13 protein-coding genes are annotated in these 17,739 nt (G+C 34.4%); 2 read left to right on the plus strand and 11 right to left on the minus strand.

Annotated features, from left to right (window positions below):
- Positions 1–44 precede the first annotated feature (44 nt).
- On the minus strand, positions 45–734 hold the full coding sequence (locus tag WFJ73_RS08670; RefSeq protein WP_336772647.1) for a uracil-DNA glycosylase: 690 nt from the start codon (positions 732–734) through the stop codon (positions 45–47).
- A gap of 12 nt (positions 735–746) precedes the next feature.
- On the minus strand, positions 747–1,424 hold the full coding sequence (rnhA, locus tag WFJ73_RS08675) for a ribonuclease H (protein ID WP_336772648.1): 678 nt from the start codon (positions 1,422–1,424) through the stop codon (positions 747–749).
- A 463-nt stretch (positions 1,425–1,887) separates the two neighbouring features.
- Between rnhA and WFJ73_RS08680 the strand changes: the two genes are divergently transcribed.
- A complete protein-coding gene (locus WFJ73_RS08680) occupies positions 1,888–2,850 on the plus strand; it encodes a hypothetical protein (RefSeq protein ID WP_336772649.1) in 963 nt (320 codons plus the stop codon).
- A 190-nt stretch (positions 2,851–3,040) separates the two neighbouring features.
- Here WFJ73_RS08680 and WFJ73_RS08685 read toward each other — a convergent pair whose 3' ends face one another.
- The 6 genes from WFJ73_RS08685 to WFJ73_RS08710 form a co-directional block, all read right to left on the minus strand.
- Positions 3,041–3,898 (minus strand): HNH endonuclease, encoded by an 858-nt coding sequence (locus tag WFJ73_RS08685; protein WP_336772650.1) that lies wholly within the window; start codon positions 3,896–3,898, stop codon positions 3,041–3,043.
- A 4-nt stretch (positions 3,899–3,902) separates the two neighbouring features.
- Complete coding sequence (locus tag WFJ73_RS08690; protein ID WP_336772651.1) at positions 3,903–5,381, minus strand: AAA family ATPase; 1,479 nt, start codon at positions 5,379–5,381, stop codon at positions 3,903–3,905.
- Positions 5,382–5,946: 565 nt separating this feature from the next.
- The gene (locus WFJ73_RS08695) at positions 5,947–6,777 is read right to left on the minus strand and encodes a hypothetical protein (protein ID WP_336772652.1); all 831 of its coding nucleotides are present in this window, start codon (positions 6,775–6,777) and stop codon (positions 5,947–5,949) included.
- Positions 6,778–6,943: 166 nt separating this feature from the next.
- A complete protein-coding gene (locus WFJ73_RS08700; protein WP_336772653.1) occupies positions 6,944–9,691 on the minus strand; it encodes a DEAD/DEAH box helicase in 2,748 nt (915 codons plus the stop codon).
- A 251-nt stretch (positions 9,692–9,942) separates the two neighbouring features.
- Positions 9,943–11,154, minus strand: a complete 1,212-nt coding sequence (locus tag WFJ73_RS08705) for a hypothetical protein (RefSeq protein ID WP_336772654.1) — start codon at positions 11,152–11,154, stop codon at positions 9,943–9,945.
- A 588-nt stretch (positions 11,155–11,742) separates the two neighbouring features.
- Positions 11,743–12,237: a hypothetical protein gene (locus tag WFJ73_RS08710; RefSeq protein WP_336772655.1), complete on the minus strand. Its 495-nt coding sequence runs from the start codon at positions 12,235–12,237 to the stop codon at positions 11,743–11,745.
- A gap of 401 nt (positions 12,238–12,638) precedes the next feature.
- Here WFJ73_RS08710 and WFJ73_RS08715 point away from each other — a divergent pair, with 401 nt between their 5' ends.
- Positions 12,639–13,958 (plus strand): hypothetical protein, encoded by a 1,320-nt coding sequence (locus tag WFJ73_RS08715; RefSeq protein WP_336772656.1) that lies wholly within the window; start codon positions 12,639–12,641, stop codon positions 13,956–13,958.
- 336 nt (positions 13,959–14,294) lie between these two features.
- Here the strand turns inward: WFJ73_RS08715 and WFJ73_RS08720 are convergent, their stop codons facing one another.
- The 3 genes from WFJ73_RS08720 to WFJ73_RS08730 form a co-directional block, all read right to left on the minus strand.
- Positions 14,295–14,960 (minus strand): hypothetical protein, encoded by a 666-nt coding sequence (locus tag WFJ73_RS08720; protein ID WP_336772657.1) that lies wholly within the window; start codon positions 14,958–14,960, stop codon positions 14,295–14,297.
- 485 nt (positions 14,961–15,445) lie between these two features.
- A complete protein-coding gene (locus WFJ73_RS08725; RefSeq protein WP_336772658.1) occupies positions 15,446–16,819 on the minus strand; it encodes a DNA primase family protein in 1,374 nt (457 codons plus the stop codon).
- A 485-nt stretch (positions 16,820–17,304) separates the two neighbouring features.
- Positions 17,305–17,733 carry a hypothetical protein gene (locus WFJ73_RS08730; RefSeq protein WP_336772659.1) on the minus strand — a complete coding sequence of 143 codons (429 nt, stop codon included), beginning with the start codon at positions 17,731–17,733 and terminating at the stop codon, positions 17,305–17,307.
- Positions 17,734–17,739: the final 6 nt, after the last annotated feature.

Below are 17,739 nucleotides of genomic sequence, written 5' to 3' on the forward strand. Positions count from 1 at the left end.
GCCTCCCCGTCCATTACGACATGGACAGGGAGGCTTTTTTTGTATTAATTTTCTTCCGGATGCTCAGGCAGACTCCAATCAATCTCCGTATAGCCAAAGCTCCGCAAATGCTCGTTCACTCTGGAGAACGGACGGCTGCCAAAAAAGCCTCTCCGCGCCGCCAACGGGCTAGGATGCGCCGATGCGATAACCCGATGCTTGTTGGTATCGATAAAGGCTGCTTTATCCTGGGCGTGCTTGCCCCATAAAATAAAGACAACCGGCTCTTCCCGTTCATTCAGCTTGCGGATAATCCGGTCGGTGAACCGTTCCCAGCCCAGCTTCTGATGCGAATTGGGCTGCCCCTCTTCAACAGTCAGGACGGTGTTGAGAAGCAATACCCCTTGCTTAGCCCACGAGGCAAGTGAGCCATGCTTCGGAATCGGACAGCCGATATCCTGCTGCAGCTCTTTATAGATATTTCTCAAGGAAGGCGGTATAGCAATCCCCTCTTGTACCGAAAAGCTAAGCCCATGCGCCTGACCCGGGCCATGATAAGGATCTTGTCCGATAATGACAACCCTCGTCTGCTCATAAGGCGTAAACGAAAGCGCATTAAAAATATGCTCGACCTTCGGGTACACGGTCTTCGTTATATAAAGCTCCCCAAGCTGCTCTTCCATCTGCTTGAAGTAAGGCTCGTCCATCTCACTCTGCAGAAGCTCTGCCCAGTCATTGTTCAGCTGAAAATCCATCTGTCGTCTCCCTTATTTCCGTCCGAAATCCGCGCGGATTTCACCCCATTCTTCCGTATTCCATTTCACGACTTTATTGCTGTACGTATTATTGCGCAGCCAGTCCAGCGCCCAATCGGCCAGCTCCCAAATCTGCTTGGTCGACGCGTTTCTCACAAGACTGGAAGCAATCTTCTTGTTCCGCAGCCAGCTTAACGCCGTTCGCGAGTCGCTGTAGATCGTTTGGTTACTGCCTTTTTTCTTGAGATAATCCAGTGCATGAACGACCGCAATAAACTCTCCGAGATTATTGGTGCCATTCGGAATAGGACCCACATAGAACAGGATATCGCCTGTTTGCGTATCCACGCCCTTATATTCTACAGGCCCCGGATTGCCCCGCGTGCCAACGTCAACCGAGATGCTGTCATAATCAATCTCCTGCTCCTCTGCTGCCGCTGCAGCCGGCTTGGAGGCGTAAAAGGAAGGTTTCTGCTTTGCAGGCGAAGCAGCAGACGTTGCCGCCCCTTTCCCCTGGCCCCAATGGTTCTTCCAGCCTTCCTTGTACGCGGCTTCCGCCTTATCCTTGGATTCAAAAGATTTATATTTCGCTTCCGGATATCCGTTCACCTGCGCTTGACATTCCGGCCAACTCTTGTAAACGCCGGGCTGCTTGCCGACCCAGACAACATAATGTTTGCTTCCCGCCATCCATGAACCACCTTTGCTTTCAACATTGTCTTCCTATTGTAATGGATTCGTGGATAATCATCCATACCTAAGTAAAAACCCCTTTCAAAGACCATTAGGTCATTCGAAAGGGGTTTATCTTATAATTCCTATGTAGTTCTGAAAAATGGTGCCGAGGACGGGAATCGAACCCGTACGGTGGTCACCCACCGCAGGATTTTAAGTCCTGTGCGTCTGCCAGTTCCGCTAAAAGCTTGATAAAACTCATTTTTTCAATGCTTACTTTACTTAGCCACTCAGAACCATTTTATAACAACATTAAAGGTTCTTTGTGATTGAATCAAATTTATAATACACACACAAAAATGTCAAGTATTCCAAATGATTACTGCATTTTTTCACGACACCCTATCTATAATATGGTACTATACTAGTAAATATTGTAAAGTGATTTTTTAGATAAAAAAATATGGAGGGAATACTCATGGCAGTAGGTAAAGATGAATTAAATCTAAATCTGCTTGAAAATGGTTTGGACTTTATAAGGTCTTCTATCACGTATTTATCTAGATCAAAAGAGAAAAATAATATAAAGTATGCAATATTGCATTTATCAGCAGGTGTTGATTTAATTCTAAAATATAAACTTTCTTTAGAACATTGGTCATTGTTATTTCAAAAAATAGATTCTGCAAATCGTGAAGACTTTCACTCAGGTAATTTTAAAAGCGTTGATTCTAAAGAGTGCGTTGAACGCCTTGCAAGTATTTGTGGAATAGTATTAAATGAGCAAACAAAGAAGAATTTTACTCACTTAAGAGATAGAAGAAACAGACTTGAGCATTTTGAAATAAATGAATCCGTTCTTGCTCTTAAGTCATCCTCAATGAAAGTATTAAACTCCATTCTTGATTTTATCAATGATCAACTAAGTGAAGAAGATTTAGAAGAGTACGATGATTTACTTAGAAATATACGAATTGGATTACGTGATTTCAGGGAATTTATTGATAAAAGAATGAAATTACTTGCACAAGATATTTCAGAGCATAAAAAAAATGCTCCAGTAACAAATTGTCCTTCCTGTTACCAAGAAGCACTCTGCATTAGTGATGAAAGTAGATGTTTATTTTGTGGCTATAGAGAGACAGATGCAGAGAAGTTAGCAAATGAATATATATGGGAAATACTTGATGAAAGCGAGTATGAATGTGTCAAAAATGGAGGAGAATACCCGTTATACTCATGTATTGAGTGTGGTCATGAGACAATGGTTCATTTGTTTCCATATATAGAGGACAAAGGATGGATTTGCTTTTCTTGTGGCTGTGAATGGGCAAGTAATGATATAAATTTCTGTAATAACTGTGGACAGACATTTAGAAACATTCATGGAAATTCAGTTTGTAGAGAATGTATCGAGTACAGATTAGACAAAGATGATTAAGATACCTCCACTGTAAATTTTATAAATGTGTAACTTCTGATTTTAAAACAATCAAAAACCCCGTTTCCAATTTTATTGGTTAAAGGGGTTTTTGATTTCAGTCTGTTTTTAAGACCTACCATTATCGCCTATCTATTCATTACTTACTTTTGAACCTAATCTGGTTTCATCTCATCGATAATCATTTCTATTATACTCTAATTTCAAAAAAATCTTGGCATTCGATAATCCCTCTATTTATAACTGCCTTCCAATAGTTCAGCCCATGATTTCGCTCCAGATTCATAGTCTCAATACTTAGTAGTCTCTTTAAGTCCATCTCTTCTAGACCTTGCTTCAAAGATTCTAACGTTGTCTCGTGTTTTTCAGATACATAAGTATTTACTTGTGAATTGATTCTAGCAATTATGTTTAATTTGCTAAAATGAGTATTCAAAATTTTATAGAAATCACTATTGTTTGGGGGACACAAAGTGATTTCAACAGTAGGAACTGTTGGGCTATCAAATACGATATTAGCATTAAGAAAGATTTCATTTGGAATTTCATCAAAGTAGTAATGCAAAAATGTTCTATGTCCAGCTATATCCTCTTTCCACTTTAGCCCCTTAAGAGTATTACAATCTATACAACAAGGAATTAGGTTAAAAGACATTACGGAGAACTCAGGAAAAAGTTCTTTCGGCAAGTAATGATCCCTCGAAGTCGGTGAATTTATACCACAATAGGGACACTTATCTTTAATAAATTTGTCCTGAATATTTAATAACTGATGATACAGCCAATCCATTGCTATAGTATTAGAAGTATAGCAGCCCTTCAAACACTCTTCAGCCTGTGTAGAAAAACCACTGCTATTTGATATTTTAAAGAGATCTAGCTTATTTTGTTTGTATTCCTCATATCTTTTAAAGACCTTATTCTGAACACAATTTGTTGGATTAGCTTCATTTAAATAAAGAATATCTTTACATGGATTATTTTTACTTGATGCTATACTTAAAAAGATACTTTCTGGAGAATCTTCTAGACATGCAAGATTTCGCATTTTATTATATCCTCTTGTTGTTTTTATCAATAATATTTAAATATGTCATTGCATTATAGCTTAATCCTATTGGAAATTTTTCTAGTACATCCTCTAGAGTCAATCCTTCTTGCACGATAGCATTTCTCAAAATTGTTTTATACGAACTTTCTGTATCCCTAACATTGAAAATATCTTCAGTAATTGCCGATAAATTCTCTCCAAAAGTCTCCAATGGAACTTCCATTATGTCTAGATAATTATTTTCCCTAACGAATTTTTTAATATTACGCGATGGTATCTCTTGTACAATTAACGGAGAGTGTGTTGCAATAATTGCGTAAGAATTATATTCGACAAATAAATCATATAGCATTCTCATCAAGTTAGAGATCGCATTTGGATGTAAGTGGAGCTCAGGCTCGTCAAATAATAAAATTGATTCTTGATCAATGTTGGCAATTACATTGGTCATTGTATATAACAAGATGCTTTGACCAGAACTAAGTTTTTTACTGAAGATGTCTTCTGGTTCTTCAAGTAGATTCTTTTCAAACTCTTCCTCGAAAACATTTTTAAGGATTTTTTTCCAAGCCTCAAATCTTTGTTCATCATCTAAAATTCCACTTAGCCTCTCCTTTCCTGTTTGCTTCATTTCAGTTATGGACAAGGTCTTTCCATCACTACCTTGAATACCACAATAAATATAGTTATTCAGTTTTTCTCCTTGAGAAGTAGCACTTATCCTTTTCTCTTGATGAGGTTTCTTAAAGTTATCAAATGCACTGAACGAGACACCAATTACCTTGCTAAAAAGAGGCATTTCATCAAATGCTTCCACACTATTCTCTTTGCTCTCACTTCCACATAAAGAATTAGCAAAGTTAGCCATGAATTGTGTTTTCCCACATCCATTTTTCCCCACTAAAATACAGATTCGATTAGGCAAAAAATCTTTTTCTGAGAAATCAAATCCCATCTTAATTCTCTGATTGGAATAGGGAGGGGTAAAGTCATATTTGAAGATGAAAACTTCATTCTTTTTCTCACCGCCAAAAAACTGAATTGCTGAAGAGAATGCCTTCTTTGCCTCACTGCCTCTGAAGAAAGAATCTTCAATACCTTGCTTAGGGAAATTATTATAAAACTCTTTATGAATTGCAATGTCCTTAAGGCTTCTGAATATTTTAGATGAAATATTACTTCCTAATTTTTTCAATTTTCTATAATACTCTAATGTTTGCCCTAGTGAGCAAAAATCCAAATTTAAACTGGTAAACTCTTTTGGTAAGATAGAACGTGTAATGAGCTCAGATCTATGTAGTATTTTAACTGCTCCAAGTTCAATTGAGTTTTTCAAATAGCCTGTATAATAATAAGCAGTATAATAAGTCTCATAACCGTAATCATTCCAATTATCCTCCAACAATTCAATACATGGATAAACTTTTCTTTCAATTGTCCCAATTTGGTTTGGATGACTTACAACGTAAAAATACATCATATATCTCCCTTATATGTTTAATGTAAAACTTAATCACTCGCTCTAATAGTTACAGGAACACTTTAGCGAGGTTAGAATTATATTCTTACTTTACGAAGTCCCACCCTACTCTCACTACTCACACAAGCCAATTTAGATGAAACGTATTATCTGGTTTCACAAATAGTTATATCGACTTATAATCATCCTAACATATTCCGATTCAGCGAAAACCATAATTTGCATGGTCTACATAATATTATTTTTTATTATAGATAAACGATTTAGATGGGCTAATATATTCGATGTTTATTATCTCAACCTTAGGAAAAAACCAAATTTTATTACCATATACTATGTCATTCAAGGTTACATGATTCTCGTCACCTTTATCAATAAGTCCACTGTACGTGTCACCAGACTCCAACTGTAAAGCAACGACTTTACCATAATACTTTTCAATATGCCTCATAATATAATTACACCACTGATAAATCCAACTATACATCTTTTCATTTGTTACTCCTCCATTTGTTCAATTATAGGGAATCTTCTTCACAAAACGTAAAATCACTAGTTCTTATAATCAATCCTCAAACAACTTTTTCTCATACATTTTTGGTACATTATCATAATTCCTTTTTATAAAAAGGTTATCCCATTTGAGTAGTACCTTAGGAATCATTTTTTTTATAACTTGTCTAAGTAAACTTTGCTTTGAGTTAGAAGATAGAGTAATGTACTGGATGTTAGGCATCATTAGTACAAATGTAGCAGTTACACTCAATCCAAGTATCATGAGACTGAAAATCCAAAAATCTTTTGGGAATAGTCCAAGGTCAAATATTTTAAAACAGCCAGAAAAATATACCAATATAATAGAAATCACATTAATGCCTTTTGTAGTATCGAACAAAAACTTCATTGATTCAAAGTAAAATTTCATCCAGTATGGCTTAGCTTGAATATATTGTTGCCATGTGAAGTCCCTGTACAGTAGATTTGTTGAATTTCTGTATCCATCCTTTATTTTATAGCGGAGTTTAAATTCGAACTCCCACCAAAATTCTACCCAAAGTTCTTCTTTTCGTAATAGCTTGAATTGTTCATACTTATCATTTAATTCGTAAAAAGTATCCAATAGCTCTAAATCTCCCAATTTATAGACTGGAGTATCTTCGCCAATATATTTTTCGAAGAATTTCTCAAGCATTAATTCTCTGTCTTTTGGTTTTAATGAGTCTGTAAATATCTTTTTCATCTCATGATACATGGGACTAAAGACTTCTTTAAGGTTTTCTTGAGTTAATTGTATCAATCTATCATTTTTTTTAGTTCTGATGCCAAACATATAACCAAGAGTCGCTGAAATAATAGCAGCTGCTATAGGCAGATAATTCGTAAAATCTATATCCATATGTTCTAAGCCTCTTTCCTTAACTTCTATACATTGTACTTAATATACTTCCTTTAAAAAAACGGATAAAGTTCAATTACTGTTCTATTTAGCTTTTCTTAGACAAAAAAATACTCGCATACAGTAGAAGTTAACTTCAACTGAGTGCGAGTGCTTCTCGCCTGTATTATCCTTTGAAATACTTATCAATTTTCGAGATATTTAAATATCCTTTAAAATCAACAAAAAAATTGGTAACAACTTCAGAACTAAGTTCTCCTTCTTTTATTCGAATATATAGTTCAATTAACGCGAATAATGGCACTAATTTAAAATTATGTTTCTTAGCTAGATGACTAGCTTGATCAATAGCCAACTCTTGAAAATCAGGTCTACCTATACATACATAACCATCTAGTTCTAAATGTGCTGATTGGGAGATTACATCTTCTGCATTTTGTGAATCAATAAACTTATTCTTATTCTCTTTTGCTGTTAATTGGATAGAATACTTCTGTCCATTACCTAATACCATTAACAGACCAGGTTCAATTTTACTTTGCTGCTTTAATCTTTTCACAGTACCTTCAATAAAATCAGCATTAAGGAACTCACATAATTTGTGTTCAAATTCGAGTTCTAGTCCATTGTACAAACATTTAATTAAAGATGAATCATAACCTAATTTCTCAACTCTTCTAATATGTTCTCTTTCCCAATACTGATAGTTCCTATCCCTTCTATCATTAATAACTTTTACAATTTTATCTACTTTAGTAGGATTGATTGAAGCCTTAAATTCTGATGAATCTTTCTCCAAAAACTCATCCAGAGATAGCATTCCAGATTTAACCAGCTTTATTTTTTCTTCTCTTGTTATATATTTTGAAAGATTATTTAGAAAATAGCTACTTAAAGTCGATCTATTTGCGATACATTTATTAAGACGTTCTATATCATCTGTAAATTCTGGTTTTATCACATTCGATATTTGACAAACAATATCTAACATCCAGCTCAGATTAAGAGAAATGCTTCTAATACTAGCTGTTGTAAATCCAAATGCCTTTCTTATCGAGGATAAACTAAACTCACTATATAAAATATCATTAACTAATAATACCATTGAGAACGATGTACATAATGTCTTTGTCAATGGTCTTCCAGTGTTTAATAATCTCTCATATTCTGATAAGTAGGTTCCTGTCATTCTACTATTAGAATACTCCTCTACTAATCGAGACTGTATCTTGTATTTGAGTGCCTGATTATCCCATTTAATCCTGTAGTATTTCTCATTTACTTCCTCAGTTTGTGATATTAAGAATATAAGATCAAGATCGTTTAGGTGAGTTGTGTTTTGGATATGATCCACCAACATGGAGAATGACTCTATTGAACAACCCATAGATGCACATACTTTTCCCAATTCGGTAATAGTAATTTTCCCACGCGCAGACTGTTCAAACAATCCGTATGTTAAACAGGTATCTATTCCAATTTTAATGTGCTTATTAATTTGTTGTCTTGCATAATCATTATCCCAGGATAGCGCTGCGTAAGTCTTAAATAAAAACTTAGTAATAGTATCTTCAAATTCTCCGTAACCAGATGCCACTACATCCAATACTCTTAAACTAATATCCCTGTCCTCTAATGCTGATGAAAAGTTCTCCAGAGGAGCATTCAAGTATGTTTTTTTTATAAATTCACGTTTTACTGAATTTTCCGCTATGAAAATTCCTCTACCGAAATCATTTCCTTTCCCATAGCGTCCCGCACGACCAAAAATATTTCTTACCTCACCAACACTCCAATTTACTTCTAATGGTGCGCCTCCAGTAGCATCCCATTTTTGGAGATCAGCAAGTATTACTGTTTTACAAGGTAGATTCACACCCATTGAAAGTGTTGTTGTTGATACCAATATTTTTATTTCCCCTTCTTTAAACCCCGCTTCTACTAGCCTCCGTTCGTTAATATCACAATCAGAATTGTGAAATGCAATCGAACTTCTGAGTGTTACTAATAACTCGTCCCGTATTTCAGTTTCAGGCTCTTCTCTAAGTTGTTCAATAACTTTCGCTGCGCCAGGCAAACTTGAAAAATAATTAGCTAACTCTCTTGCTAATTTTTGGGACGAAGGAACTGAATTTTTAATAATGACTACCTGTTCATCTTTATCTAATAAAAATTTTAACAATTCATTTAAATTTGTTGCATTCATTTGTTCGTTGCCTATTAATGAAGTATTCCATTCAGTATACTCGAAGTTTCCGTTAGTAAATAAAACTCCTTGTCTTAATTCTAACGGTCTATCAACTTCTTTAATAACTTCAGCTTCAAGCCATTTATCGAAACCATTTAAAGAACCTAGAACTGCACTCAAGGCTATAATTTGAGTTTTTTTATAGGACTCTTTCATCTTTGTTAAAAGCAACTCAAGGTTACCACCTCGATGAGGATCACTCATCATTTGTACCTCGTCAACGATGACACAATCACAATTGTTAAGCATATTTGGATTAACAATTAACATTCCTGAAAGCTTCTCATAAGTCATGACTGCTATATGGTAATTGCCAATTCGAATATCTTCATCATCATCTCTATGGTCACCATCAGAAATTTTAATATTAAATCCATTTTCATGATACTTCTCTTTAAATTCTTCGTACTTCTCATCTGATACTGATTTAAAAGGAACAAGATAAATGCTCTTCTTGTTCATATAGGAATTTTGTATAGCTACCAATTCTCCAATAAAAGTTTTGCCTGATGAAGTTGGTGCTACAACTAATAGATTCTGACCATTAAATAGACCTTTCTCAATTGCTTGTTTTTGTATGGGAAATAATTCACTAAAACCATTCACCTTCCAAATATGAACTATATCATCAGGAAAACCTAATTCCATCAAGTCAACAATATTCATTAAGTCACCTCAATTTTTGTCTAATAATTGTTGAGTAACATATGTTGCACCCTATGTTTCTATTTATTTTCTAATACTACAGGATTATTTATCACTACAAACCACTAAATAGGTTCTATTTACTAATTAAATTAAATATCACCTTAGTTAAATTCTACCACAACTTTAGACATTAATCACCTAAAATTCGACATATAGAGTTAATCAAGAATGCACTAAGAGGCAGCCTTAGCGACTACCTCACCAATTACTTACCCAAACCTGGCTACTACTTCAAGTCCTTGCACAGTTGCTCCGCTAAAATCCCACGTTCCCAATGGATGTGCACTGTTTGTCACACTAGTAAACCTCAAATGTTCCTTGTTGTAATGTTTAAAAGTGATAGCATCAATATCATTATAGATAGTAAAATAATTTTCTCCTCCATAACACAATTCCAAATCACCAAACTGTCCACCAATACTCGCATAATTATTAGGATAGTCCTTCTGATAAATCCTTTGCGCAGCTAGATTAGTTGTGTCAATTAGATCAGCACTGATTACTCCAGATTTAATATACGAGGCATTAACATATAAATTACCGCCATTCATATAAAGCCCCTTATTCGCTCCATTATTGGTCAATGTGTTAAACACAGCAGTTTGGCTATTGTATACTGCCCCAATCTCAGCAGGTGTTGGCAGCCAGCTTGCACTTCTTGCTCCTACTTCAGACGCTGTATAGCTTGGCTTAGCAACACTTGACCAGCTAATACTTCCACCTGTCATATTGATGTTACCACTGATATTTGCATTATGAGCGGTCAAATTACCTCTAAGATCACAGTGATAGGAATAGGGAAAATGTACATTCTCACATTTTCTTAAAGTTCTGCTATCTTTAATTACTGCTTTCCCTTCTCTTATCCCTTCGTTCGAAATTATGAAGCAGTTTAATATGCCTCCAATCGTCTCATCCGCAACATGCTCAAATGAGCGTATAATTGCTTCATTGATCCCTTCAAACTTCTCTTTAATCTCTAAGCAATAGGACAACGCTTCATTCTGCTTCGCGCCTATTGCATACAATTGCCCCTTACCACTGTCCTTCTTTTCAAGCTTCAAGTCCTTACTATTAATGAAATATAGAGCTGGCTTCCCTCGCTCCATCGTCAGTATCTGTATTACAAACTCTAATTCCACATCGTATTTCTCTCTGTATTTCGTAGAATGATCCTTGTTCATCTTTTTAACAAGATTATAAATAGAGTGTATAGAATGACTTTCGTGAAATTTTTCAAATAACATTTCTGCAAATTCCACATCATTACCACTATAAAAGATCACTTTATCTCTAATCCTTCTGATCTTCTTGTACTCATCTGTAACAAAATAATACGATCCTTTTACTTTAACTGCTACACGACTGTCAGCAGCCACAAAAACGCTACTTTCTTCAAAATAGCTAAAACATAAACTCATACTACGATCTCTTCTTTCTTTTCTTTATTTTTTATTATTTTACTGTCATCAAGTTATCTAAAAGATGAAAATAAGAAAAAACACTCAATGCAGAAATAGCATGAGTGTTTTTTCTTATTTATTATATTTCACACTTGCTCCCTGCCTAGCTGAAAATATCAGGTAGGCAGGCGAACAATCTTTTTAGTTATGTATTAAACGTCTTCTATTCATAATTTTTTCTTTCTTCTTCAATGACTTTGACTTATTTCACTTTTTAGATAGACTAAACCTTCCCCACAATTTTGCGACTTTTTTCATTAACTCTCCAAAACGGTTCAATGAAATGCTAAGTTTATGTAAAATCACACCCAACATAACCAATACATTACCTAGCATGCTCATTAAATGAGGCAGCTCTCGTCTCAGAAGAGAAATAATCACAAGATAGAATAATAACCTTAGTTTGAAATCAAATAGCATTTAACTCATCTCCTTGTTTAACCAAGAAGATTGTCCGCCTTGCTACTGATGTTGAACAGGCATTACTTTATCATAACTATCTTTAAGTTACAAGAAGATTCTCTGTTCACCCAATTGGCTTCTTATTTATTTGAATAATCCGTTTATATAGCGTGCAATTAATTTACCAATATGAGTCCTGGCATATTCACGTGTAATTGCAAATCCACCGTTGTGGCTTCGGCATTTGTAGGTATAGGTTGCGATACCGTCAATACGTTCGTTAGCGACAATATTAATCTTTGAACGCTTTAATTCTTGTCTTAGGCTTTCAATATCAGAATACATACGGTGCAAAACAATATCTGTAGCCTTAACAAAGAGGTCACGTAAGGAACGAGCTTTTCCCTCAATCTGCTTACGATTTTTCTCAACAATTGCGTATGCCATCGGTAATAATACGTAATCTTGCATCAGTTGTAACTCTTCTTGTGATGCAGGAGGCGATTTTGGTATTTGTCCTGTAACTATAATGCGTTCACGATTCATTAATTGAACATATTGTTCGCGATGTTCAGGTAGCATCATCCTAGATGATTCCCATCGACCATTTCCATGAAGTTTCTTACTGTTCGCACTCATACATCAATTCACCTCATGCATAGTATATGCGAACATACGTTCCTTAGTCAAATACTTATAAATCTTATTTACTGAGTAAGATTTATAAAGCATTGATCTCCTTATTTTTTTATAGTAGGACTTTTTTATGAAACATTGTGAAATATTATTTCATACTTATATAATTTATAATGACCTGTCGAGGCAATACAGTAACAGCAAAAGAACAAATATGAAAATTACATCTTGATCTAAACATACCCCTTACCCCTGTGGTCTAATATGGCTTAGACCACAGGACATACAAACAAAACTATAAAAATCAACTTCACTGTTTTTATATATTTCGCAGAGAATTTTGTATTAAACTGTTATAATACATATTATAATATTTCCAATTTTGAAGTTGGAGGAACTTTTTTATGAATAAAGTTGAGTATCTTATACTAATGAAACAAAAGGACTCTTTTTGTGATAGTTCAGCTACATTTCTAAAATTGTTACAAGTTGATTCTAGTATTAAAATCGAGGAAGATTCTATCATATATCAAAATAATAAGGTTGTAACTAAAGCAAAGTTTAAATTAAAAACAGGTGAAATCGCTACTAAGAAAGAAAGGTATTTTCATCTAGAATTTATTAACGAAACTGATGAAAACTTGGATAATTTTTCAAACCTGAATCAACAAATAAAAAAAACACTTAAAAGAATAACACCAGATGAGACTAAAATTAATACTCTATGGGACGATATTGGTCGACAATATGCAATTAACGCTTACCCCTTAATAAACGAAATTGAGAATTTAATGCGTAAACTTATATCTCAGTTCATGCTAATAAATGTTGGCATGGATTGGTCTGTACAAGAAATACATGATGAAATTAAAGAAAAAATACAACGCTATGAACAACATGAACAATATGTGGATGACTTATATAAAACTGATTTTATACATTTATCTGACGTATTATTCACAAAGTATAGAACACTTGACCTCGATGAGATGCATAGAATCTTAAGTAAAGCTAAAACAAATGATGATCTAGACTTAATTAACTTAAAAAAGTTTATTCCCCAATCAAATTGGGAAAAGCATTTCTCATCACAAATAAACTATGATGACAGAAAACTACAAGAAAAATGGAAATTGCTTTATAGCCTAAGAAACCATGTTGCTCATAATAGATATATTACAAAAGAAGATTATTATAAGATTAATGGATTAGTTAAAGAGTTAAAAATTATAATTACCGCATCCATAGATAAGTTAGATGAGATAAATCTTAGAGAAGAAGAAAAAGAAGATGTAATTCATGCCTATGAGCCTAATAAGCCTTTAGGAATCATGGGACAATTAGCATCAAAATTCGAAACAGCTGTAGTTAATTGGTATTTCCTAAATCATCGAATAAGGAACTTTAGAGAAAACATGAGTACTATTAATGGATATGACTTCTCATTGGACCTTGTTGACTCTGAGATGAGTATAGCCGTTGAAGTATTATATATTAATCCAGCTTTTTCGATGGATGTAATAAAAAGTAGGATATTTAAGAGAATACAGCTAGGTAACAATCTACTTAATCAATTTCATGAGTTTCACATGGTAATTGTTATTCCTCAAAGTATTAGTGATAGTGTTTTAGATAGTATTATGAATTTAATAGTCCACCATAATACAAAAATAAAAATAATTAATGGATATTTAGATGGCAATGGGAATTTTGTTCAAAGATAAATATATTCAAAATGATGAATCGATCTTGCTATCGCTCAGACAATAGTAAGAATTTATTTTCATTAGCACTTTCCCATTTACTGCCACTTTAGATTCATTTAATCTCCTCGTCATAATTCAATCGATTAAGTTACTTAATACATCTTGTCAAATTCACATTTTTCTCAAAAAGTAAAATTAGGAACTCCTATCGCTTTTACGATAGGAGTTCCTGATTTTAAAGACATTCTTCGTTTTAATGCTATCGTAAAAATAACAGGCTGCGCACCGTAGGACAGTCTTTTTTATGAGCAGCACTCTCCTCTCTATATAACAGATCCATTACTGTCAAAACATCTATATGGCTTTTGTTATACTTCCAGAGTTTATGTTACTTAGTTTTTCCGATTGAATAGAAATAGAATAGTCTCCAATTTTAGCGGCAAGTCCTTTTTCTATATTCCCAGAATAATCACTCAATCGAGTCTTGTAGTGAATAATTCCATTCACAGTCTTAATAGCTAATTCAAGGCTTGAGCATTTTACTATTTTATAATACGAAGAGCCTGTATTAACGTCACTCAGACTTTCCTTTACAACAGTTATAATGCAGCTCTTGCTTTTAGCTTTACTTACGTTAAAACCGTAAGATTCAGCCTGTATATTTTCAATAAGGTAACCTTTGTTATGATCTATTCTGCCAATCGTAGGTCTTTGACTCAGTTTTTTAACTCTTCCTGCTCTTGAATAATTCAAAAAAATTCTCTCCCATTCTTTCATAAACCAGTCCAGCCCAATTAATGTTTCTGTCATATCAAATGCATTGTGAAATTGGTGTTCTAGTCCATAATAATCTTTTCTCTTTTTATCTCTGACCCTGTTTAATGAGCTTTGACATGATTTCATAAGCAACTCTATCATTTTTCTATACTCGTATTCCTTGAGTTTTCTTCTACTCGAAGACTCCTTGGTTCTTGCCAATTCAGTAAGTTCTGTTAGCTGATTTTTTCTTTTTTGAAACATTGATTCCTAACCTCCAAAAAATTCTTTTAATTTTCCTGTTCTTTGATTTATTAATTATTGTATGTCCTTTAACTTGACCGTCACTTCGTTTGGTCGATACTCCGCGCACCTTGCTTCGCAAAGCGCTTGGTGAACCGATCAGAAAATCGCAGCAAAGCTGCAATTTATCTGACCGTTTCGAATTACGCTCGCAAGGCTCGCTTGGTTGGCTGAGTTGTGTTGATGGTACTGCACTGCTACAGAATCTTTCATAACACTTCTGTATTGATTTTCTAATTCAATACCTTGTCTTTTGACAAACGGTACACGAGTTCAAAGGTTGGAAGCTGTTCATTTCTCAGTATGTTTTTAATTACGTTTTTCTTCTCCCATAGGCTTCAAGTCTTGAACTAATGTACCAAAAATCGTTATAGCCTATTTTTTAAGTAATTCTTGGTTCACGAGTTACAACAGAGTTCTGAGCCTACACCAGAACTTCTGTATCATTAACTCCTTACACTTATTCCTATCCAACGTTCACTCTTTTCACCTTTAAATCTCTTCTTTGTCAAACCATATTGAGTTTCAAGTCTGTTATTGAATTTAATTTTCCCAAGAGGAAACAGTCCTGATTCATGACTCCACTTTTGATACTCTTCATACATTTTTTTTGTGCCGTAAGTGTTGCATTCATCCAACAGGCAACACTCATCCATAAAGTTTGCGACATTATCAGTATCTTTTCTGTATTTTTGTAGAGCGGCAATTGTTTGGTCGGTCTCAGTAAATTTATTGTATAAATCTAAGCGGAGTAATCCTTCAAGGGCAAGGTTAAGCAAAGCTGATAATGCATTTGGGCTAGTTATTTTCTCAAGTAAGTTAACGTCTGCCTTCCCTGGTGTAAATTTGTTTTCAAAAGGAATAATCAATAACCTTCTGAAAAACCCATCCGTGAAATCTGATGATTTAGGCAGCTCATTGGCACTAAAAATTAATTTTGCGAAAGGAGTAAACTCAAATGGGTCTTTGTTCTTCCGTTCAGCAGTTAATCTATCACCTGATACCACCGATTTGAAAATACTGCTCTTCACTAAGCCTCTGTGCGAAATATCTGCGAAAGTATTCAATGATTTATCCTTTAACTCAGCTACCTTAAATTTGTGATTTTCGAGGTCTTGAAGTTCTATATTAGAAACGTTTTCTCGACCTAAGAAACTTGTAAGCATGTTGATGAATGTACTTTTTCCATTTGCACCTGTCCCTGTAAACATGAATGCCTTTTCATATTTTGTATTTGGCAATAAACAGTAGCCAATAATTTCAGTTAAAGTATCTACAGTTTCAGCAGAAACAATTGAATACAGGAAATTTTCAACCGATTCATTTCGTACATACGGCTCATAGATTATCGGATACTGAACAGTGCTTATTCGATCTTTTGAATGAGGAACTATTTTGCCTGTTCGCCAATTAAGTAATCCATTCCGAATATTAAGTAGTCCGTCATCTGGATTGATCATGTTCCGATCAGAAAGCGTAGCTTGTATTTTTGCAAGGTAAAGAGCCTCTTCAATACAGTTTTTCTTAACGTCTATCCCTAAAAGGTCATGGGCAATTTTTTTGAATACCATTTCGCCCCCTGGAATGTATACTCCATCTTTATAGCAATATAGAATTTGTCCATCATAATAAGCTGTCATATAGTTAGCTAGAATGTCCTCTGCAAGCATTTGAGGCTTAAATTGCTTATCTACTATGTAATTAGAAATACCAGTTTTTATAGAACTATTGGAACTTCTCGATTTATAGTTCATAGGTTTTTTGTAACCCTGTAAATACCCTACAGGAAAGCTTGTACTTTTTTGTTGATTTAAAAGCATACTTCTTTCACCACTCCGTTTTCTCAGTTATTTTCATTTCATATCTGGCTTTTCCATCTATACAATTACAAATACGATTCATTCTACTTATACAATTTATTTGAACCTCCAGTCCGTATTTTGAATTTTTGAAAAACAAACAGCCTACGGAATACTCCTGTAGGCTGGATAAATAAAACTATTAATATATTTATTGATCACGAACTCCTCATACTATTAATGATTTCCTCATGTAAAACACTTCAACAGAATATATAGGGACTTAGGAGAGTTTTATCAATTGGTTTTGCATACTATCAGTATACCTTGTGTATAAAAAATCCTTCACTATATATAGAGACTTGGAAGAGTTTTATCAAGTGGTTTTGTAAACCAAGAGAAATTGTATAAAGCACGCTAACAGTATAAATAGAGAGTTCAAAGAGGTTTATCAAGTGGTTTTGGCGAACCAAGAGATCAAAGGATGCCTGGAGTTCACAGAAAGTTCACCAACTCGGAAGAATTACATCATCAACGTCCTTAATAACAAATCGTTTAATAACTTCTTTGCCACCAATATTGGTATAGGGCATTGGCTCCACTCCTGCTATACCATCGATGCTAAGGTCAAGGATGCATTCATCCTCTACTTCTTTATGAATGACAGCTTCTTGATTAAACATAATTAGGATTCCTTCATCATCTTGTGATACAACAGCTGAGTGTAGTGGAAACTCTATTTCCCCCATTTTTGGCAGCTCTAAGCACTCACCAGTATCTGATCGTTTACTCAATATTCTGATGCCAATGAAATTCTCATTGAGATCGTAAAGTAAGCAGCATTTAATATCTGATAGTGAACCTGTATATTCATGCTTATCTTTATCCTTAAGATAAATGTACATATGGCAATCGCCCGAAATGGTTATTTTCATACTCAT

This window comes from Paenibacillus sp. MMO-58, assembly GCF_037146255.1.
In the GTDB taxonomy this organism is placed as follows: domain Bacteria; phylum Bacillota; class Bacilli; order Paenibacillales; family Paenibacillaceae; genus Pristimantibacillus.